17 protein-coding genes are annotated in these 20,015 nt (G+C 69.9%); 14 read left to right on the plus strand and 3 right to left on the minus strand.

Annotated features, from left to right (window positions below; all coding sequences use genetic code 11):
- The first annotated feature begins 141 nt into the window (after nt 1–141).
- Nucleotides 142–1,824 carry a methyl-accepting chemotaxis protein gene (locus IPG61_09350; protein MBK6734282.1) on the plus strand — a complete coding sequence of 561 codons (1,683 nt, stop codon included), beginning with the start codon at nt 142–144 and terminating at the stop codon, nt 1,822–1,824.
- 4 nt (nt 1,825–1,828) lie between these two features.
- Here IPG61_09350 and IPG61_09355 read toward each other — a convergent pair whose 3' ends face one another.
- A complete protein-coding gene (locus IPG61_09355; protein ID MBK6734283.1) occupies nt 1,829–2,482 on the minus strand; it encodes a TlpA family protein disulfide reductase in 654 nt (217 codons plus the stop codon).
- 293 nt (nt 2,483–2,775) lie between these two features.
- On the opposite strand from IPG61_09355, the gene IPG61_09360 reads away from it, so the two are divergent.
- The 3 genes from IPG61_09360 to IPG61_09370 all read left to right on the plus strand — a co-directional run bounded on the left by IPG61_09360 (nt 2,776) and on the right by IPG61_09370 (nt 5,481).
- Nucleotides 2,776–3,462 carry a CDP-alcohol phosphatidyltransferase family protein gene (locus tag IPG61_09360; GenBank protein ID MBK6734284.1) on the plus strand — a complete coding sequence of 229 codons (687 nt, stop codon included), beginning with the start codon at nt 2,776–2,778 and terminating at the stop codon, nt 3,460–3,462.
- 163 nt (nt 3,463–3,625) lie between these two features.
- Nucleotides 3,626–4,702 carry a WYL domain-containing protein gene (locus IPG61_09365; GenBank protein MBK6734285.1) on the plus strand — a complete coding sequence of 359 codons (1,077 nt, stop codon included), beginning with the start codon at nt 3,626–3,628 and terminating at the stop codon, nt 4,700–4,702.
- Nucleotides 4,702–5,481: a hypothetical protein gene (locus tag IPG61_09370; GenBank protein MBK6734286.1), complete on the plus strand. Its 780-nt coding sequence runs from the start codon at nt 4,702–4,704 to the stop codon at nt 5,479–5,481. The genes IPG61_09365 and IPG61_09370 overlap by 1 nt, the downstream gene beginning before the upstream one ends.
- Before the next feature lie 83 nt (nt 5,482–5,564).
- Here the strand turns inward: IPG61_09370 and IPG61_09375 are convergent, their stop codons facing one another.
- Nucleotides 5,565–7,397 carry a Cache 3/Cache 2 fusion domain-containing protein gene (locus IPG61_09375; protein ID MBK6734287.1) on the minus strand — a complete coding sequence of 611 codons (1,833 nt, stop codon included), beginning with the start codon at nt 7,395–7,397 and terminating at the stop codon, nt 5,565–5,567.
- Nucleotides 7,398–7,665: 268 nt separating this feature from the next.
- Entirely contained in the window at nt 7,666–8,103 is a 438-nt protein-coding gene (locus IPG61_09380) for a hypothetical protein (protein ID MBK6734288.1), read from the minus strand.
- 147 nt (nt 8,104–8,250) lie between these two features.
- Here IPG61_09380 and IPG61_09385 point away from each other — a divergent pair, with 147 nt between their 5' ends.
- From IPG61_09385 to blaOXA, 10 genes are all read left to right on the plus strand, one after another.
- Nucleotides 8,251–8,388: a hypothetical protein gene (locus IPG61_09385; protein ID MBK6734289.1), complete on the plus strand. Its 138-nt coding sequence runs from the start codon at nt 8,251–8,253 to the stop codon at nt 8,386–8,388.
- Nucleotides 8,385–10,112, plus strand: coding sequence for a hypothetical protein (locus tag IPG61_09390; GenBank protein ID MBK6734290.1), 1,728 nt, complete (start codon nt 8,385–8,387; stop codon nt 10,110–10,112). Before IPG61_09385 ends, IPG61_09390 begins: the two co-directional genes overlap by 4 nt.
- Entirely contained in the window at nt 10,112–11,464 is a 1,353-nt protein-coding gene (locus tag IPG61_09395; protein MBK6734291.1) for a sigma-54-dependent Fis family transcriptional regulator, read from the plus strand. Before IPG61_09390 ends, IPG61_09395 begins: the two co-directional genes overlap by 1 nt.
- A 287-nt stretch (nt 11,465–11,751) precedes the next feature.
- Entirely contained in the window at nt 11,752–12,417 is a 666-nt protein-coding gene (locus tag IPG61_09400; protein MBK6734292.1) for a hypothetical protein, read from the plus strand.
- Nucleotides 12,414–13,556 (plus strand): hypothetical protein, encoded by a 1,143-nt coding sequence (locus IPG61_09405; protein ID MBK6734293.1) that lies wholly within the window; start codon nt 12,414–12,416, stop codon nt 13,554–13,556. Before IPG61_09400 ends, IPG61_09405 begins: the two co-directional genes overlap by 4 nt.
- 167 nt (nt 13,557–13,723) lie before the next feature.
- On the plus strand, nt 13,724–15,151 hold the full coding sequence (locus IPG61_09410) for a nitronate monooxygenase (GenBank protein MBK6734294.1): 1,428 nt from the start codon (nt 13,724–13,726) through the stop codon (nt 15,149–15,151).
- 145 nt (nt 15,152–15,296) lie between these two features.
- Nucleotides 15,297–16,688, plus strand: a complete 1,392-nt coding sequence (locus IPG61_09415) for a retropepsin-like domain-containing protein (GenBank protein MBK6734295.1) — start codon at nt 15,297–15,299, stop codon at nt 16,686–16,688.
- Between the two features lie 149 nt (nt 16,689–16,837).
- Nucleotides 16,838–17,569: a hypothetical protein gene (locus IPG61_09420; protein MBK6734296.1), complete on the plus strand. Its 732-nt coding sequence runs from the start codon at nt 16,838–16,840 to the stop codon at nt 17,567–17,569.
- A 23-nt stretch (nt 17,570–17,592) separates the two neighbouring features.
- On the plus strand, nt 17,593–19,095 hold the full coding sequence (locus tag IPG61_09425) for a M20/M25/M40 family metallo-hydrolase (protein ID MBK6734297.1): 1,503 nt from the start codon (nt 17,593–17,595) through the stop codon (nt 19,093–19,095).
- An 11-nt stretch (nt 19,096–19,106) separates the two neighbouring features.
- A complete protein-coding gene (gene blaOXA / locus IPG61_09430) occupies nt 19,107–19,910 on the plus strand; it encodes a class D beta-lactamase (GenBank protein MBK6734298.1) in 804 nt (267 codons plus the stop codon).
- Nucleotides 19,911–20,015 lie beyond the last annotated feature (105 nt).

Raw genomic sequence — 20,015 nt, forward strand, 5'->3', positions numbered from 1 at the left:
GCGACGCCGGGGCCGGCAGCGAATGTCGCCGGGTGCGGCGGTCGCGGTCAAGCGTCGCCTGCACGGCGAGACTCAAGTGGAGGGCAATCCGGACGAAAATATCCAATCAAGCTGACTCCCGCGACCGAGAGGAATTCGTTCATGTCCGTCAAGTTGTTGTTGGGCATCACTATGGGCGCCCTGGTGGTCCTTCTCGCCTGCTCCATCGGCTTCACCACATACACGTTGGACAGCCAGAAGGCAGACGGCCTGCAGATCAACCTTGCCGGCCGGCAGCGCATGCTGAGCCAGAAAATGGCCAAGGAAGCGCTCGTGTTGCAGCACGCACCCGCAGGAACGGCCCGGGAGGAGGCTCGCGGACGCCTTGCCGGCACGGTCAGCCTCTTCGACCGCACGTTGTCGGCACTGCACCACGGTGGCGTGACCCAGGATGGCGCGGGCAAGGACGTGACGCTGCCGCCGGTGCGCGATGACCACGTGAAGACTGTTCTGGATGACGGTGTGGCACTGTGGGGTGACGTCAAGGGGCATCTCGACCGCGTGCTTGCCGCAGGCGTGGACCCCGCCGCAGGAATCGGGGCTGCGGCGATCAGTACGCTGACAGGCCGGAACATCGACCTCATGAAGCAGATGGATGTGGCGACAAGCGCGTTCCAGGCCTCGAGCGATGCGCGCCGGGCCGCGCTGACGCGATTCCAGGCGGCCACCATCGCGGTGGCGCTGCTGGTTGCCGGCGGCATGTTCCTGCTCGTGCACCGGCAACTCGTGCTGCCGCTGGTGCAGACGGCCGGCTATTCGCGGCGCGTGGCGGGTGGTGACCTTGCCGAACGCCTGACGGCGACCGGGAGCCGCGAGTTGCGCGATCTGGTAGAGAGCATGAACGGCATGTCGGCAAGCCTCAGTGGCACGGTACGCGAGATCACGCGGGGCGCCGAGGACCTCAGTTGCTCGGCAGAGGCTTTACTGGCGCGGGCGCAGCGCGTTGCGGGCACTGCGGGCGGTGTCGTCGAGGAGTTGCACACCGTCGGCTCAGCGGTGGAGGAAGTTTCGGCCAGCATGCGCACGGTGGCCGGCGGTACCGACAATATCGACGGAGCCATTTCCACCATCGCGGCGGCGATCGAGGAGATGTCCGCGTCCATGGCTGACGTCACGAACAACACCGGGAACGCCGCGAGCATCACCAGTCGGGCCGGGATCATCGTCAATGAGACGCAGGGAAAAGTCGAGGAGTTGAACCGCGCTTCGGTCGAGATCGGTCAGGTCGTGCAGGTCATCGCCGCGGTCGCCAACCAGACCAATCTGTTGGCCCTAAACGCCACGATCGAGGCCGCGAGCGCAGGCGAGGCGGGCCGTGGATTCGCGGTCGTGGCCAGCGAAGTGAAGGAACTGGCGCGCCAGACGAACCACGCCACCGAGGAGATCCGCGGCCGCGTCGCCGGCATCCAGAACACGACCCGCCAGGTGACGGAGTCGATCGCCGAGATCGCCGGCATCATCGAGCAGATGGCCGGCATCTCGATGAGCATCGCCGGCGCCATGAGCGAGCAGTCGCTGGCCGTGAGCGAAGTATCCGGCAGCATCCAACGCACCAGCCACGGCGCGGCCGAAATGAGTCGCAGCGTGGCCGAGGTTTCGACTGCGGTGGTCGAGGTGTCGCGCAGCCTTCACGGAGCCGTCGATGGCCTTCGCAGCATCAGCGGGAACATGCGCGAACTGTCGGGCGACGACACGGCTGCGCCGGGCGGCGACCAGACTTCTGTGCGCGCCCTGACGCACCTCGCGGTCAAGCTGCGCGAAACGGTGTCCAGCTTCCGGACCTGAGCGTTCAGCGTGCCGCCAGGGCATCGGCAATCGCTGTGATCATGGCGGCGAACTCCGCCTCCTCGAACCCTTCCGACTGGAAGACGATGCGCCCGTCGCGCCCGATCACATGGTTGCGCGGGATGTAGGCCTCGGCATAGCGGGCGTACGCGGTGCGGTCGGTGTCCAGGCCGATGGTCCAGGGCAGCGCGCGCTCGGCCACGAACGGCGCCACCTTGGCGGCGTCTTCTTCCCGCGAGATCGAGATCATCACGAAGTCGGGGTTGCCCTTGAAGGCCTCCCAGACGCGGTCCTTCAGGTGCGGCATCTCGGCCTTGCACGGCCCGCACCAGGTGGCGAACCAGTTCACGAGGACGACCTTCCCCTTCTGCGCACCCAGGCTGAAGGGCTCGCCGCCGAGTGTCGCGACGGTGAACGCGGGGGCGTCCTGGCCGACCTCGGTGAGGGTGGCCGCTTCGGGCGAAGGCGGTTCGGGCAGGGGCGTGATGGTATCGTCGTCGGCGGGGGCGATGGCGTCGGGCTGTGCCGTGACCGGCGCCGGCGTCGCGGCCGCTGTGGCGACCTTGTCCTGCCGGCATGCGCAGGCGCATCCGCCCAGCTGCAGGGCCAGTCCGGCCCACAGGATGATCGAGACGAGATTCCGCGCGCGTCGCATCATGCCGGATTCCTTCCGCGGGTCTGGTCGTTGGCCGTGGCCCTGGCCACTGCGGTCACTTGCGCCGGCACAAGTGCCGGACCGGCGCCACTCCCCGATTCGAAGGCCGCAATATAACGCATGGCTGGCGCCGATGCGCGGTCCGTCAGGCCCCGAACCGGGGGCAAGGCGCATCAGGGGCCAAGTATACCGTCCACACTAGTACAAAATGCCAAACCACCCCCGGATCAGGGGTTGAAACAACCCCCTCGTCGCCCCCATGATCCCCGCGATCCCATCCCCCCAAGGAGCCCGCCATGACCAGCGATCCGACCCGCCGCGCCACCTTCGTGTTGAGCGACCTCGAGAAGCAGCTGCTGGTACGCATCGCCGACCGCCTGCCGCGGTGGGTGCTGCCGGACCACCTGACGCTGTTCGGGATGTTCGGCTCGGCGCTGGTGACGGCCGGCTACCTGCTGAGCAACCAGGCGGTGTGGTGGCTGTGGGTGGCGAACCTGGGGTTCTTCATCAACTGGTTCGGGGACAGTCTCGATGGCACCACGGCGCGCGTGCGGAGGATCCAGCGGCTGCGCTACGGCTTCTACCTCGACCACCTGACTGATGCGTTCTCGACCATCGCCATCGGGCTGGGGCTGGGCCTGTCGCCGTACATGCTGCTGTCGGTGGGGCTGGCCATCGTCGCGGGCTACCTGGTGCTGTCGATCAACGTGTACCTGGAGAGCCAGGTGCTGGGCGATTTCCGCTTCGGGTACGGGGTGGTGGGGCCCACCGAATCGCGGCTGATCCTGATGGGGCTCAACACGCTGGCCGTCATCCTGGGCCCGGTGCCGTTCACGGTGGTGGGCGTCGGGGCGACCATTTTCGACCTGGCCGGCGTCTGCGCCGTGGCGGGGATGATGCTGATGCTCAGCCGGCGCGTGGCGCGCAACCTGAAGCACCTGGGGGCGATGGAGCCGGCGAACACGCGGCGCGAGGAGGGCTGACGCCCGCGGCAATGGCAATCGTATCAATAAGCGCGGGCGACCCCACCTCGCCCAAGTGGGATCCTCCCGCGCCCGCGCCGGGCCATGCAGGGCCCGATCGCAGGCGGGATCATCCCACACGACCGTTCCGTCCCACGGAACGGTCTGAAGGTATCCTGGAGTCATGATGCAGAAGAAGAAGTCGCCCGACCGCAGCTACGGCGAGAAGCTGATCCGGCTTTTCGCCAAGCTGATGTTCACCGGCCAGAAGTACTCGCTGACGGACCTGGCCCGCACGCTGGGCTGTTCCAAGCAGACGGTGCTGCGGCTGGTCGACGAGATCACGCTGGTGTACGACGTGCCGCTGCGCGACGAGCTGCGGGCCGGCCGCAAGTGGGTGTGGATCGACCGCAGCGGGGCGCAGGCTGCGGGCGCCGGCGCCGGCGCCGGCGCTGCACCCGAGCCGGCGGCGCTCATCAGCGAGCACGAGCACCGCACGCTGCAGATGTGCCGCGCCTTCACCGAGCACCTGCTGGGGCGCGAGACGTTCGACGAGATCGAGCGGGCCATCGAGAAGAGCGGCCATCACCTGCCGGCGGGTGTCGACGGAAGCGGCCCGGTGTTCGGCGTGGTGCGCTCGGGCGTCATCGACTACACGCGCCACGAAGACGTGCTGCGCACGCTGCTGGCCGGCATGGAGGAGCGGCGGGTGTGCGAGATCGCCTATCGCGGCCTCGGTGCGCCGGCGGCGAAGACCTTCCACATCAAGCCGCTGCAGGTGTTCGCGCACCGCGAGACGGTGTACGTGCACGCGCGGCGCGCGAAATCGCCCGGCCAGCCCTACAAGCCGCCGAAGTACGACCCGCTGCTGGCGCTCCATCGCTTCGAGTCGGCCCGGCTCACCGAGGCGCCCTTCCATCGCCCGCGCGGCTACGACTTCGACAAGGTGATGAACCGCGGCTTCGGCGTCTGGATGCAGAAGCGGTTCCGTGTCGTGCTCGACCTCGAAGGCTGGGCCGCGGCCTACGCCCGCGAGCGCACCTGGAGCCCGGACCAGGAGCTGGCCGACCTGAAGGGAGGCGGCCTGCGCCTGTCGTTCTGGTCGACGAGCGAGCCCGAGGTGATGTCTCTGGTGCTCGGCTTCGGCGCCTGCGCGCGGTTGCGCGAACCGGTTTCGCTGGTGTCACAGGTGCAGGAAGAACTGGGGGCGATGGCGCGGGGCTACGGCGTCGGGCCGGCGCCCCGGGAAGCGAAGGGCTGATGGCAAGCGACATCGACAACACCGGCGATGACACCGGCACCGGCGACGATATGCAGGCGGTCCTGCGCGGGTTCGTGGAGTCCGCCCTTCCGTTCGCGCGCGACACCACGCTGCCGCCCGGCCTGCTCGAGCAGTACACCGTGGGCCGGCTGCTGCGCGAACCGACCTTCTGCGACACTTCGTACCACGTGGCCGGACTGGTGGCGCCGCATCGCTATCTGGTCATTTCGGCCATGGCGGTCCCGCTGGAGGACGAGGACAATCCCGACCGGGGACTGTGCGTCCTGCGGAACGATGCGCTGCTGAAGGTGATCGACCGCGTCGAAGTGGGTGACCACGCCCAGGTCACGTTGCTGCACGTGCCGGACCCGCTCCTGCCCTGGTTTCGCGACACGACGCTGAACCCCATCGAACAGCAGTTCGTCGAACTGGCGCGGGCGTGCTTTGCGGAATGCCTGGACCAGCCGCCGGTGCCCGCGCTGGACACCGATGACTGGCGCGACCGCCTGGTGTACCCGCTCGGTTTCGACGACGACGGTAAGCCCTTCGATCTGCCGGCAGTCGCCGAGCCGGAGGCGTGCCCGTTTGCGGCCGGCGACACGGTCACGGCCGAAAGCGGCGTCCGGGCGGGCGACATCGTGTGGTTCGAACGCACGGCTTCCGACCAGATGGTGATCCACGTGTATGAGCCTGATGATGTTCGTGCCGACGGCAGCCCGCGCTTTCGCGTGGTGGCGGGACAGAAGCCAAATTCGGTGGAGTTCGTGCCGGTCGACTGAACGACGACCTGTCGGCACGATGTATGGAGAAGGGGACTTGCGCCGGCGCAAGTCCCCTCCTGGTGTGTCAGGTCCGCATTGCACTACGAAAAGTCGCGCGCCCCCTGATTCGCCAGTTCGTGCAGGTGGCGGTCGTCGAAACCGCGCGAACGCGGCCCGCCGCGGCCCGGAGCCGCCGCCGGCGCCTCGTAGCTCACGGTTGCCGTTTCGCCCGTCACCAGGCGCTGCAGCTGGCCCACGATTGCGCGCAACTGCTCCGACTGCGCGTTCAGTTCCTCGGCAGCCGCCGCCGTTTCCTCGGCCGTGGCGGCCGCGCCCTGCGTGGTGTGGTCGAGCTGGCGCATGGCGGTGTTGATCTGGTCGATGCCGGTGGCCTGCTCGCGCGCGGCCTTCACGATGCCGTCGACCTGCGTGCCCACCTGCTCGGCGTTGTGCGCCGTGGCCATGAAAGACTCGCGGGCTCCGGCCGTCACCTGCACGCCGCGGTTGGCGTGCTGCACCGACTTCTCGATCAGTTCGGACGTCTCGCGCGCGGCCGCGGCAGCGCGCTGCGCCAGGTTGCGCACTTCCTCGGCGACCACGGCGAAGCCCTTGCCCGCTTCGCCGGCGCGCGCGGCTTCCACCGCGGCGTTCAACGCCAGCAGATTCGTCTGGAAGGCGATGCCGTCGATGGTACCGACGATGCGCGCCGTGGCATCGGAACTGGCCTTGATGGTGTCGATGGCCGAGACCATCTCGGTCATCGAGGCCAGGCCCTGCTGCACCACCTTGCGCGAGTCGGCCATGAGCTGCTGGCAGGTGTCGGCCGCCGTGCGGGTCTCGGTGACGTTGCTCGCCATCTGCTCGAGGCTGGCCGAGGTCTCCTCGACAGCCGCCGCCTGCTCGCTGGACTGGTTGGCCAGCTGCACGCTCGCGTTGGCGATCTCGGTGGCGGCCACGGTGGTCTGCTCCGAACCGGCGTTCAGCTCGATGATCATCGCATTGATGGGGCCGCTCACCGAGCGCGCCACGAAGAACACGATGCCCCCGACCACCAGCACCGACACGAGCGTCAGGATGATGCCGAAGTTGCGCAGCCGGTTCGACGCGGCGTAGATCTGCGATTCGTCCAGCGCCACGGCGCTGACCCAGCCCAGCTTCTCGCTGCGGGCGAACGCCGACTGGCGGTCCTTGCCCTTGAAGTTGTAGGCGATGACGCCGTTGCCCTCGGCCATGATCTTCTGGCCGAAATCCCACTCGGTCACCTTGTTCTTGAGGATCAGTTCCTTCTTGGGGTGGGCCAGGAAGGTGCCGTCGCGGTCGCAGACATAGACGTAGCCGGTGGCGCCGACCTTGACGGGATCGACGAACTCGGCGGCGAACTTGCCCAGGTCGACCACGCCCAGCAGCGCGCCGGCCATGCGTCCGTCGGGGCCGTTGACGGGCTGGCAGACGACGATGATCGGGTTGCCGGTCACGCGGCTGGCCACCGCGCTCGAAAGGGTGGCCTTGCCCAAGCGCAGGCAGTCCTGGAAGTAGGCGCGGTCGCCGACCTTCAGCGTGCCGGTCATGCCGTTCACGCTCGAGGCCACGGTAAGGCCGTCCAGGCCGACCAGGTGCACGCCCTCGTAGTCGATGGTGTGCTCGGCCTGGGTGCGCAGCAGCGCCTCGGCCGTGGCTGCCAGCGAGTCGGGCGCCACCAGGGCGGCGCGCAGGTCCGGCAGCTCGCTCCAGCGCTGCACATCCAGTTCGCGGTGGGTGACCCACGACTCGAGCTGGTCCTGGATCAGGTGGTTCAGCTGGGCCATCTCGTCGTGGACGGTTTCCTCCAGGGCCTCGGCGGCCTGGTGCGTGGTGACCGTCAGGTAGGTGGCGAAGGCCACCACCAGGGCTGCCGCCGTGGGCAGCAGGAATCTGTTGCGCAGGTTCAGTTTCATGTCGCGTGCCTCTTGATCTTCTCGCCGCGGGAGGAGAGCGATGCGCCGGCCGACCGGATGCCCCGCTTCGGGCGAGCGGGGAAACGATTCAGGACCAGTGGGAATCGATCTTGATTCGCCAAAAAAACATCACGCTTTAGTTATGTTTCATGATGATGCAGTCGGGAAAAAGCGAACAGGGGAGCCCGTGGGCTCCCCTGTCGTTGCCGCTGCCGTCCCTCGCGGGTGGAGGCGTCCTAGGTCCGCCGGGACAGTGCGGCCCCGCGAATCAGTTGCGGCCGCCCAGGCCGTTGCCGTCCAGCTGCGGGGTGCAGGTGCCGTCGCCGGGACCAAAGCCCGAACCGTCGCCGGGGCCCTCGCCGCCGTTGCCGGTGCCGTCGCCGGGGCCGAAGCCCGAGGCGCCCAGGCGGTGGCTCCACTTGAAGCCCTGCCGGTAGGCGAAGCCGTCCTCGTCACAGCCGGTGTCGGCGCCCAGGCGATTGCCCGTGCCGTCCATGGGCGGCGCGTAATCGGGATCGACACCATTGGGGATGCCGTCGCCGTCGGCGTCCGGGGCCAGGTCGTTGAATCCGTCGCCGTTCTCGTCGAGGAAGCCGCCGACCATGTAGCCGAAGCCGCCGCTGCCGTCGGTCTGCGCGAACACGGGGGATCCGAAAGCGGCAATCGCCAGGACCGCCAGCGCGCTGAGGATGAAACGGGTCTTCATGGGTCTGCTCCTTGCGTCTGCATGGGCTGAATCGGCGAGGATTCGTACGGGAGCCCCATGCATCGGTCGGGCCAGTTGGCCGGCGAGGTCGCGAACATGCCGGAAACGCCTTGTTTTGCAGGGAAATCAGCGGGAGGCAGCGTCGGCGTGAACCGCCGCCATGCGGCCGGGTGCTCGACGTTCTCGTCGAATCCCTCGACGATCCTTGTCGCCGGCAGCGGGGTCCGCTACCATCGCCGCAGCTTCGCGTGCCCATCCACCGGCGGGGAATCCAGGGTGTCATGAGCCATCCGGCGGGAAAACGAATCTGGCTGCTGCGCGCGCCCATCGTGGTGACGGTGCTGGCGCTGGCCGGCGTCGTCTTCGTGGTCTCGACGGTGCGCGAGATCCGCGGCGCGCGTGCCGCGATGGGTTCGCTGACGGTGGGCTACGCGGAGCAGGTGCGCCGTGTGGTCGGCGAGAGCCAGGGCCACGCGCTGGCCGCCTTCGAGGCCTGGGAGACGCAGGCCGGCCAGCGGCTGCTGGCCATGGCCTCACTGGTGAACGTGGTGGCCGGCTCGGGCCGGCCGTCGCAGGCGATGATCGACAGCCTGGCCGCCGCCAACGACCTGGTCTGCCTGACCGTGCGCGGCGCCGACCAGCAGGTGCTCGCCTCGGCCCGCACGCCGGACGGGCTGCATGAAGAGGTTTCCTGCTGGAACGAGCTCGCGACCACCGGTGCGGCCGACCTGGCCCCGGGCCAGGCAGCGGTGCTGCATGTCCCGGATCCCGTCGGGGGCGGCTATCGCCTGGTCGGCGCCCTGCGGCGACCCGACGGCGGCCTCGTCTGCGCCGGGCTCGACGCGCAGGCGCTGGCCGACGCCCGGCGTCGCATCGGCCCGGGCCGGCTGCTGCAGGCGATCGGGCAGCTGGGCGGCTCCTCGTACCTGGCGCTCCAGGGCGGGCAGGGCATCCTCGCGGCCACGGCCAACGTCAGCAGCCTGGCCGCGGTTGCCGACGACACGCTGTTGTCGCGCGTGTTGCGCACGGGCCAGCCGGCCTCGCGCGAGATCGTCTTCGACGGCAAGCCGACCCTTGAAACCGTGTCGCGCCTGGAGGTCGAGGGCCGCCCGGTCAGCCTGCTGCGCGTCGGCATCGACCTGACCACGGTGCAGGCGCGCCAGCGCGAGATCGCGCGCAGCCTGATCGTCCATTCATTCCTCCTGCTGGCGGCGCTGGGGGCCGGCGGCGCGCTGCTGCTGGCGAGCCGGCGCCTGGCCACGGCGCAGGCGGCGTGGGAGCAGGCGCGCCGTGAAGTGTCGGCGCTGGAAGCGGAACAGGCGCGTCGCGAACGCAGCTTCGCGCTGGGTGAGCTGGCCTCGGGCGTGGCGCACGAGATCCGCAATCCGCTCAACGCCATCGGCATGGTCGTGCAGCGCCTCGGGCGCGAATTCACGCCCAGCGAGGGCCAGGACGAGTACCGCCAGCTGACGACCACCGTCCACGGCGAAGTCCACCGCATCAACCGCATCATCGAGCAGTTCCTCAGCTATGCGCGTCCGGCGGCGCCCAGCTTCCGGTCCGTCGACCTTGCGGTGCTGGTGCGCGACCTGGCGGCCCTCGTTCGTGAGCGCTTCGAAGCCAAGGGTGTCGGCCTGGTCGTGGAGTCGCCGGAGCGGCTCGATGTCGTGGTCGACCCCGACCTGGTGCGGCAGGCCCTGCACAACCTGCTGGACAACGCGCTCGACGCGTGCCCGGCGGGAGCGGAGACGCGGCTGTCGTTGGCCGTGGCTGGAGACCGTGCCCGGCTGGTGGTGGCCGACACGGGGCCGGGCATTGCCGCGGCCGACCTGCCCCGCATCTTCAACCTGTACCACACCACGAAGCCGCGGGGCACCGGCGTGGGGCTGGCCATCGTCGACCAGGTGGCGGCGCAGCACGGCGGCCGCGCCCGTGCCGCGAGCGAACCGGGTCGTGGCGCTACCTTCAGTCTCGAACTGCCGCTGGGCGGCCTGGAAAAGGCGAACTGATGACCGAGGCGAGGATCCTGATCGTCGATGACGAGGCCGTGCAGCGCGAGTCGCTGGGCGGCTTCCTCGTCAAGCAGGGCTATGATGTCGTGCTCGCGGCCGACGGGCCGACGGCGTTGCGCATCGTCCACGATGCCGTCGTCGACGTGATGCTCACCGACGTTCGCATGCCCGGCATGGACGGCGTGGAGCTCCTTTCGCGCGCACGCGCAGCGAACCCGCTGCTCGAAGTGATCGTGATGACCGCGTTCGGCACCATTGCCGATGCGGTCGAGGCGATGAAGCGCGGTGCGGCCGGCTACCTGACCAAGCCGGTCGACCTGGACGACATCCTCATCCAGGTGCGCAAGGCGGTGGAGCGCCGGAACCTGGTTTCCGAGGTGCAGCAACTGCGGCGGCAGGTGGCGGCGGCACATTCGTTCGCGGGCATCGTCGCCACGAGCGACGGCATGGTCGCGGCGCTGGACCTGGCCGCGCGCGTGGCCGCCACCGACGCCACCGTGCTGGTGCGCGGCGAGAGCGGCACGGGCAAGGAACTGGTGGCGCGCGCCGTGCACTACGCCAGCGCGCGCAAGGACGGGCCGTTCGTGGCGGTCAATTGCGCAGCCATCACGCCCACGCTGCTCGAGAGCGAGCTGTTCGGCCACGAGAAGGGCGCCTTCACCGGTGCCGACAAGGCGCGGGCCGGCCGGTTCGAGGCCGCTGCCGGCGGGACGCTGTTCCTCGACGAGATCGGCGACCTGCCGCCCGAGCTGCAGGTGAAGCTGCTGCGCGTTCTCCAGGAGCACACCTTCGAGCGGGTCGGCAGCAACCGCGCCGTTGCCACCGACGTGCGCATCGTGGCGGCCACGCATCGCGACCTGGAGCAGATGGTGGCCGACGGCGCCTTCCGCCAGGATCTCTACTACCGGCTCGATGTGGTGAGCATCCACCTGCCGCCGCTCCGCGAGCGGCGCGGCGACATCCCCCTCATGATCGAGCACTTCCTGCGCAAGGCGGCGGCGCAGTACCTGCGGCCGGTCGAGTCGATCAGCCGCGAGGCGATGGACGTGCTGGTCAAGCACGACTACCCGGGAAACGTGCGCGAGCTGGAGAACCTGGTCACGCGCATGGTCGTGCTGGCGCGCGGCACGGTGGCAACGATGGCGGACCTGCCCGGCGGCATCGGCCAGGGTGGCACGAACCGTCTCGACGATTTCGGCGGTGACCTGCCGCGCTACCTCGAGGATGTGGAGCAACGCGTGGTGCGCGACGCCCTCGACGCGGCGCAGGGCAACCAGAGCCAGGCGGCGCGCGCCGTCGGGTTGAGCGAGCGCAACCTGCGCTACAAGCTGCGCAAGTGGGGCTGGTAGGCCGGCCGGTGCGGCGAAACGGTCGAGGGCTTCGACGATTACGTCGAGCCGGGCGCGGGTCGGCGCAACCCGGAATCCGTGCAACCTGTTGATGTGCAATGGTTTGGTTGTGTCGTGAAAATGGGCCACGAACTTGCAATGAGGGTCGAGGGTGCGCGAAAGCGAACCCGGGGAGCGGAGCCGGACAGCATGAACTTCTGCACGTTTGGCGCGTTCCGATGATGGAGGGGGGCGGGAGAGAAGGCGAGGCTTTCCCGCCCACCCTGCTAATTAAGGAGAAGGCGGCCATGAAACTCATCATCGTATGCATCATCAGCATTGCCGCATCGGTCGCCCTCGCCCAGGGTGCACCGGGCGCCGCGCCGGCGCAGGCCGGTTGGGTGGATCATGACGGCGACGGACGTCACGACACCTTCCGCGACCAGAACGGCGACGGGATCAACGACCTCAACAACCAGTCGTACGCGCATCGTTTCACGTGGGTCGATGAGGACGGCGACGGCCTCAACGACTTCTACTGCGATGCGGACGGCGACGGCGTCAACGACCTGGAGACTTCCTTCCGCGACCGTGACGGCGACGGGCGCGACGACAACGTGCTCGACCTTGACGGTGACGGGCGCAACGACATCACCGGGCTGGCCTATGGCCGCGGCGACCTGCACGGCGACAAGTTCGGGTTCGTGATCGACGGCGCCGGCTGGGTCGACGAGGACGGCGACGGCTTCGCCGATCAACTGACAGGCCCGGGCCGGCGCGGGACCGAGGACAAGTTCATCGACAGCGACGGCGACGGCATGGCCGACGGTTGCTGGTTCGAGGACGGCGGTTTCCAGCACCATCGCGCGCGCACCGGCCAGGGCGGCGGCGCCGGCGGCGGCGGTGGCGGCGGACCCCAGCGCGGGGGCGGTGGTGGCGGCAGGTGGGCACCGGAGTTCGGGAGCCCGCTGTGAGCGCGCGCTCGGGCCTTCAGCTGCGATCGTTGCTGAAATGCGGCGCCGCGCTGTTGATCGCCGCATCCGTCTTGCCGGCCGCAGCCGGCGCCGGCCAGGCTTCACCTTTCACGCTGGGCGCCGGCGCCACGCAGGTGTGGACCGACAACGTGTTCGGCACCGAGCCCTCGCCCGGCGACGGCATCACCGACGGGCGCGGCTGGCTGTCGTGGTCGCACGCGTCTCGGTGGCGGCTGGGGGCCAGCGGTCGCCTGCTGCGCTTCCAGGACAATCCCGACCTGAACCACGGCTACGTGACGCTGATGGCCGAGGCGATGCCATCGGCGAGCGGCGCCCGCACGCGCGTGCAGGCCGGGGTCTCGAGCGCCTGGCGCCTCAACGGCTCGCTCTACGAACCGTTCAACTACCGCGACACCAGCGCCTACGCGACGCTGCGGCACTACCTGGCCGAGGGCTTCAGCGCCCAGCTGCGCGCCGACCTGTCGGCGCGCGAGTATCCCGAGCAGGTCATCGAGGATGCGCGCAAGGCCTGGCTGTCGGTGCGCCTGCAGAAGTCGCTGCCGACCCGCACCAGTGTGACGCTCTCGCTGCGCGGCGGCTGGAAGGCGTACGTGGACGAGACGCAGTCCGACGCCGCGGTGCGCGAGCTCAATGTGCAGGCGGCGCAATCGATCTCGCCGCGCCTGGCGCTGCGCGCCTGGTGGTCGGATGCGAACCTGTACGAGCACGGCAGCGCCGCGGCCCAGATGGAGGCCTTCGACAACCCGCTCCTGGACGAGTTCTCGTTCGACGGCCGCCGGCTCGGCACATCCCTCAAGGTGATCATGCCGTGGAACCTGACCGCCGAACTGGCCGGCGAACGGGCCTGGCTGGACTACCCCGGCCGTCCGCCGGCGCTGTACGACCCCCTGGCGGACACCTTCGTGCTGAACGGCGAGCTGCTGGCGCTGGCCGAGGGCGAGCGCAGCGACGCGGTGACGCGCCTGCGGCTGGCGCTCGAGCGGCGCGGCGCGCGCCTGTTCGGGACATCGCGCGTGGACCTGAACGCCGCGATCGAGTGGAGCGACCAGGAGTCGAACGACCTCTACTGGCAGTGGAGCGGCTGGTCGGTGCAGGCCGGCGCCTCGGTCGAGTTCTAGGCGGCGGCCAATCACTACCTGTTTGGTATGGATTTGATTCCCGCTGTCCGCCACCCGTGCCATGTGTTATGGATTGGGTGCGCCGGCGCCACAGCGTGCCGGCGCACCCCGTTCTGTACCTGTGACTGCCGCGACGTCCCGCGCCGCGGCGCCGCCCTGAAGGGCCCATGACCACACATCCCCAGATCATCCAGGGCGGCATGGGTGTTGCCGTGTCGAACTGGAGCCTGGCGCGCGCCGTGTCGAGCCTGGGCCAGCTCGGGGTCGTGTCGGGGACCGCGCTCGCGGTCATCCTTTCCCGCCGCCTGCAGATGGGCGATCCGGGCGGCCACATGCGCCGCGCCCTGGAGAACTTTCCCGTGCCGGCCGTGGCCCGTCGCGTGCTGGCCGATCATTTCGTGCCCGGCGGCAAGCGGCCCGAGGCGCCGTTCCGCGGCGTGCCCCTGCCCGGCCTGAAGCCGGCGCCCGCGCTGGTCGACCTGACGGTGACGGCCAACTTCGTCGAGGTGTTCCTCGCGAAGCACGGGCACTCGGGCCTTGTCGGGATCAATTTCCTGGAGAAGGTGCAGTTCCCCACGCTGCCGTCGCTCTACGGGGCGATGCTCGCGGGCGTGGACTACGTGCTGATGGGCGCGGGTATCCCGCTGGCGATTCCCGGCGCGTTGGACCGCCTGGCCGCCGACGAACCCGTCGAGCTGAAGATCGACGTGCCCGGCAGCACGCCCGGCAAGCCGTTCCTGTCGCGCTTCGATCCGCGCGCCTTCCATGGCGGTCCTTCGCTGCGCCTGCGGCGGCCGCGGTTCCTGGGCATCGTCTCGTCGTCGACGCTGGCCGTCACGCTGGCGCGCAAGGCGAGCGGGCGTGTCGACGGTTTCGTCATCGAAGGCGCCACCGCCGGTGGCCACAACGCGCCGCCGCGCGGCCCGATGCACCTGGACGAGGCCGGCGAGCCCGTCTACGGCGAGCGCGATGCGCCCGACCTGGCGGCGTTCCGCGAACTGGGCCTGCCGTTCTGGCTGGCCGGTTCCTACGGCGAGCCCGGCCGCCTGGCCGATGCGCTGGCGCTCGGTGCCGTGGGCGTGCAGGCGGGCACCGTCTTTGCCGCGTGCGAGGAGTCCGGCATCACCGATGAACTCAAGCAGCAGGTCATCGAATTGAGCCGCGAGGGCCATGCGAACGTGTTCACCGACCCGTTGGCCTCGCCCACCGGGTTCCCCTTCAAGGTGCTTCAGGTCGAGGGCTCGCTCTCGGAAGCCGAGACCTACGAGGCGCGTCCGCGCCTGTGCAACCTGGGCTACCTGCGTCGCGCCTTCAGCCTGCCCGACGGCACGCTGCGCTACCGCTGCCCCGCCGAGCCGGTCGACGAGTTCGTGCGCAAGGGCGGCGCCGAGGCCGACACGGTCGGTCGCAAGTGCTTCTGCAACGGCCTGCTCGCGGCTGTCGGGCTGGCGCGCGTCGAGGACGGGTCGCCGATCGAGCCGCCGCTGCTGACGGCGGGCAACGCCGTGTCACGCGTGGCGCAGTTCGTCAAGCCGGGGCGGCGCACGTATTCGGCTGCCGACGTCATCGAGCGGTTGCTGAAGCCGCGGGGGTGAGGCGCTGCGCCGGTTGCGCCGGCGCCAGCCCGTGGCTCCCCGGGCGTTTCGGAATTGTCCCTTTTCCCTCCTGCCTGCGTATCCTCCGTGAACGACCCGGCCGGCGCGACCGGCCCGCCACCGCTTTCACCGGAGTACCGCGATCATGCCGAAGCTGCGCCACCTGTCCAGACTCCTGCTGCCGACCCTGATCCTGCTCCACGCGGTGCCGGCCATGGCGGTCAACCTGCACCTGCTGGTCGAGCAGGCCGATGGCGTGGCCCTCGAGACGGTGGCCGTGCCCGAGACCGGCGAGGTGGTCGTCACCCGCCCCGACCTCGTGACCGTGGTGCTGCCGTTCGGGCTGGGGCAGTCGGGCGACCTGGTGCCGAAGTCGCGCCGGCCGGCACGCCTGGTTGCACGACTGGAGGGCGGGCAACTGCGCGTGGAGATCACCGGGGCCGATGGGCGGGGCCGCGCCTTGCCGCCGGTGGCGGTGGCGGACCTGGCGCGGTACGACCTGCGCGTGAACGTGACCGGAAACGGCGGACGGCAGCGGGCGTTCGTCGTGCGCGCGAACGGGCCGGCAACGGCGGCTTCAGGACCGGTGCTCGACATGTTCGGCGGGAAGATCCCGCTGGCGCCAGGAGACTGGGCACTGACCACCGAGACCACCGCGCAAGCCGGGGCTGCAGGCCTGGCGGGTGCCGTGCCCTGCCAGTGGAGCGACGGCCTCGTCTTCACGCAGGTGACCGGGCCGGACGGGCGCCGCGGGCGCTTCGTGATCGACACCGCGGCGGGTGCGACGGTGCTGGCGCGCGGCTTCCTGCCGAAGACTGCGACCATCGAGTCCATCGAGGGCGTCGAGCACTCGGAGAAGGGCGCCCGCGTGGTGCCGGGCGCGATGAGCGGGGCCGGCGGCGAGGTGGCCGGACTGCTGGGTGCCTGCGAGCCGGGAACGCTCCGGCTCGGCGACCTGTCGGTCGAGGGCGTGCGCGCCAACGTGATGGCCGCATTGCCGGAGCTGGGCGGCGCTCCCGTCGACGGCATCCTCGGCCTGGATGTGCTGTCGCGCTGCGGCCTGCTGCGCTTCGAGCGCGGTGCCGATGGCGAAGGGACGCTCGCGTTCGACCCGCAGCCGACGGCGCCGGCCGCCGGCGCCATCAACTGTCCGTTCTCGATCGTCGCGAAACACATCGTGCTGCCGGCGCAACTGGATGGCACCGACGTCTCGCTGGTGCTGGACACGGGCGCCCGCGGCTCGCTGCTGCCGACGGCGCTGGCCGCAAAGGCCGGGCTGCCCGCCGCTTCAGGCACGGCCGCGCGCGAGTTCCGCGGGCTCGACGGGCGGCCGCTGCCGGCGCGGCCGGTGCAGGTGCAGCGCCTGGCGCTGGGCGGCGCGGCAGCCGGCCCCGCCGTGTTCCACGCGGGCGACCTGCCGGCGCTGGCGGCCCTCGGCCTGGATGCCGACTCGGGGCTGTTGGGGGGCGATGTGCTGGCGGCGTGGCGGCGGCTCGAGATCGACTTCGCCGCGAACCTGGTGCGGCTCACGCGGTGACTCTCTTTTCCCGGCTGCCCCGCTGATCCCCGGGGTTGCGCCCGTTTCCCTTGACTGGGCACCTGCCGTTTTCTATAGGTCTGTCGGTAATGGTCCTTCATCGACGATTCGGACCGCTATCGGACGCCACGACCGGCAGGGAGCGCTTCATGGCCTGTCACCGGACCTTGCCCGCGAGACGCGTTGCCACCCGCATGCTGCCGTTGGTGCTGTTGCTCGTGTTGCTGGCACCCCTGGCGGCCGGCGCCGAAGAGGCGCCCGTCGCCCCGCTGCGTCACTGGGCCTTCGGCTGGGATCCCGGCGATTCCGAGCGCGGCCTCACCGTCCGCTACCGCTTCACGCCTCGCTGGGACCTGAGCGTCGCCGCCGGTCCGAACGACTATCGCCAGGAGACCGAGAGCCGCGGCTGGGATACCGACAACGACACGAGCGACGACGGCGCTCCGAGAACCGAAGACTCGCGACGGGAACAGGGCTGGGTGCGCCTGGCGGCCGGCGGGCGGTTCTGGCAGGAAGGCCGCTGGGCCGTCAGCGGCGTCGGCGCGGCGACATACACCTGGAGCGTGGAGGACTACCGCTCCCGCCACTACGAGCACTACACCGGAGCCCTGTGGGACTATCGCAACTCGCGCCAGAGCACCGACCGTGAGACCTGGTACATCACGCTCGGCATTCGTCCCTCGTTCCGGGTCTCGAACCGCATGCAGGTCGAAGCCGAAGCCGGCCTGAGCTTCTCGCGCGAGACGGAAGATTACGAGAGCCTGTACTGGTGGGACAGCTACACGCCCACCGAGCGGAACGAGCGGACGACACACTACCGCAATTTCCGGAGCTACGGCGGTGTCGAACTGTACAAGCTGAAGCTCATCTTCTGGTTCTAGCCCGCCGCCCGGGAGGGCCTTTCGTGAAACTGCGCCGCGTTTGCATGCCACTCCGCGTCCTTCCCCTGGTGCTGCTCGCCGGCGCCGCTCTTGCCCAGCCTGCGCCGGCGCCCGAGCCGGGCCTGGCGGTCATCACCGCCGAGTCGCTGCTCGCCGATGTGGCGCACCTTTCCTCACCACAGTACGACGGGCGGTTGTCGGGCTCGCGTGGCTATGTGGAGGCTGCGCGCTGGGCTGCGGCCCGCTTTGCCGCCCTCGGCCTGGAGCCGGGTGGCGATGCTGCGGCCGATGGCAAGGGCTGGCTGCAGTGGTTTGCGTCCGAGTACAACGAGATCACGGACTCGCCCCGGCTGGAAACGGTGGACGCGAAAGGCGTCGTCACGACCTGTCGGCCGGGCGCCGATTTCACGGCGCGCGGATTCTCGGGCAGCGGCGAATTGGCCGCTCCGGTGGTCTTCACCGGCTACGGCCTGAGCCAGCCGGCGCGCGGCTACGACGACTTTGCGGGCGTGGACGTGAAGGGGAAGATCGTCCTCTGCTTCAAGCCGAACCCGGCGTGGGCGCCCGACTCGACAGGCTGGGACGCGCAAAGCCAGACGCCGCGAAAGAAGTCGCTCGCGGCGCGGGCCCACGGCGCCGTGGCGCTGCTGTGGTTCGAGACGGCGGCGGCGGGCAAGCCGGCGCGCGCGCCCATCGGCAGCGTGCTGCACGGGCCGGGCGAACAGCCGCTCGACTTCCCGCAGCTCGAGATCAGCGAGGCCGTCGCCGAGCGGCTGCTCGGCGGCAGCGGCGAGGCGGCGCAGTTGCGCGCGCTCATCGACCAGGAGAAGAAGCCGCATTCGCAGGTGCTGCCGACGCGGGCAACGGTGGCCGTGCAGGCCCGCTACGAGGCCGCGCACCCGACCTGCAACGTGGTGGGTGTGCTGCGCGGCTCGGACCCGGCGCTGGCCGACAAGCCGCTGGTGATCGGCGGGCACCTGGACCATGTGGGGCGGCAGGGATCCGGGTTCTATTTCCCGGGCGCCAACGACAATGCCTCGGGCAGCGCGGCGGTGCTCAGGCTGGCCGAGGCATTCACGAAGGCGGGTCGTCCGGCGCGCACGGTGGTGTTCGTGCTGTTCGCCGGCGAGGAATCGGGGCTGGAGGGTGCGAAGCACCACGCCGCCCATCCGCGCCTGCCGCTCGCCGACACCGTCGCGATGTTCAACCTCGACTGCGTGGCCTGCGGCGACAGCGTCCAGGTGGGCTCGGGCAAGACCTCGCCGGAACTGTGGGCGCGGGCGAAGGAACTCGATGCCGCCAACGATGCCTGCATGGTCACCCGCACCTGGGGCGGCGGCGGCGCTGACGCGGCGCCGTTCCACGACCTCGGCGTCAAGACGCTGTACTGGGTCACGACCAACAGCTACCCCCACCTGCATGCGCCGCACGACACGCCCGAGACGCTGAACGGCCCCTTGTACGAGAAGTTGGTGCGGCTCTGCTTCCGCACGGCATGGGACGTGGCGATGGGCGGCGGTTCATGAGGCGCGCCGTAATGGTGGCGGCGCTGGTGCTGCTCGTTGCGGCGTCCGCAGGCGGGGTGGCGGCAGGGCCGGCGCCGGGGCCGACCGCGCGACCGCAGTGGGAACGGATCTTCAGCGAGAACAATGCCACCGGCACGATCTTCGTGGTCGACGAACGCAGCGACGAGCAGTGGGTTTGGGACGCAGAGCGGGCGGCGACCCGGTTCTGCCCGGCCTCGACGTTCAAGGTGCCGCACGCGCTGTTTGCGCTGGACGCGGGCGTGCTGCGCGATGAATTCGCGAAGATCACCTGGGACGGCAAGGAACACACGATTGCCGGCTGGAACGCCGACCAGACGCTGCGCTCGTCGATGCGGCACTCGACCGTGTGGGTGTACCAGGGCTTCGCGCGCGCGATCGGCGCCGAGCGTGAACGCGCGTACCTCGCGAAGGTCGGCTACGGCAATCTCGAGGTGGGCGACAACGTCGAGACGTTCTGGCTGGACGGCTCGCTGGCCATCTCGGCCGTGGAGCAGGTGGCCTTCCTGCGTCGCCTGTACCGCAACGAACTGCCGTTCGACGTTGCGCACCAGCGCCTGGTCAAGGACGTGATGATCAACGAGGCCGGCCGCGACTGGATCCTGCGCGCGAAGACCGGCTTGTCCGTGCGCATCGACCGGCCGGTCGGCTGGTGGGTGGGCTGGGTCGAGACGCCGCAGGGCGCGGTGTTCTTCGCGTTGAACATCGACGTGCCCGGCGGCATGGCCGATGCGGCCAAGCGCGAGGCGATCGGGCGGGCGGTGCTTGTCGAATTGGGCGCGCTGCCGGGGTCGTGACCGGTCCCCGCCACCTTTCCAGGCCCGGAATTCCCCTCGATATGATATAGTGTAGGTTCGCGCCGTCCGTTGCCGGACGGCGCCGATTGGTCAACTTGTTGGGGG

The sequence above is a fragment of the bacterium genome (assembly GCA_016703265.1).
GTDB lineage: Bacteria > Krumholzibacteriota > Krumholzibacteriia > LZORAL124-64-63 > LZORAL124-64-63 > CAINDZ01.

What these genes read in the sequence shown, in the direction of transcription:
- IPG61_09365 (MBK6734285.1), top strand. Translation starts at nt 3,626, where the DNA reads ATGATGCAGAAGAAGAAGTCGCCCGACCGCAGCTACGGCGAGAAGCTG.
- IPG61_09390 (MBK6734290.1), top strand. Translation starts at nt 8,385, where the DNA reads ATGAGCCATCCGGCGGGAAAACGAATCTGGCTGCTGCGCGCGCCCATC.
- IPG61_09370 (MBK6734286.1), top strand. Translation starts at nt 4,702, where the DNA reads ATGGCAAGCGACATCGACAACACCGGCGATGACACCGGCACCGGCGAC.
- IPG61_09350 (MBK6734282.1), top strand. Translation starts at nt 142, where the DNA reads ATGTCCGTCAAGTTGTTGTTGGGCATCACTATGGGCGCCCTGGTGGTC.
- IPG61_09415 (MBK6734295.1), top strand. Translation starts at nt 15,297, where the DNA reads ATGCCGAAGCTGCGCCACCTGTCCAGACTCCTGCTGCCGACCCTGATC.
- IPG61_09360 (MBK6734284.1), top strand. Translation starts at nt 2,776, where the DNA reads ATGACCAGCGATCCGACCCGCCGCGCCACCTTCGTGTTGAGCGACCTC.
- IPG61_09395 (MBK6734291.1), top strand. Translation starts at nt 10,112, where the DNA reads ATGACCGAGGCGAGGATCCTGATCGTCGATGACGAGGCCGTGCAGCGC.
- IPG61_09375 (MBK6734287.1), bottom strand. Translation starts at nt 7,397, where the DNA reads ATGAAACTGAACCTGCGCAACAGATTCCTGCTGCCCACGGCGGCAGCC.
- IPG61_09355 (MBK6734283.1), bottom strand. Translation starts at nt 2,482, where the DNA reads ATGATGCGACGCGCGCGGAATCTCGTCTCGATCATCCTGTGGGCCGGA.
- IPG61_09380 (MBK6734288.1), bottom strand. Translation starts at nt 8,103, where the DNA reads ATGAAGACCCGTTTCATCCTCAGCGCGCTGGCGGTCCTGGCGATTGCC.
- IPG61_09400 (MBK6734292.1), top strand. Translation starts at nt 11,752, where the DNA reads ATGAAACTCATCATCGTATGCATCATCAGCATTGCCGCATCGGTCGCC.
- IPG61_09410 (MBK6734294.1), top strand. Translation starts at nt 13,724, where the DNA reads ATGACCACACATCCCCAGATCATCCAGGGCGGCATGGGTGTTGCCGTG.
- IPG61_09420 (MBK6734296.1), top strand. Translation starts at nt 16,838, where the DNA reads ATGGCCTGTCACCGGACCTTGCCCGCGAGACGCGTTGCCACCCGCATG.
- blaOXA (MBK6734298.1), top strand. Translation starts at nt 19,107, where the DNA reads ATGGTGGCGGCGCTGGTGCTGCTCGTTGCGGCGTCCGCAGGCGGGGTG.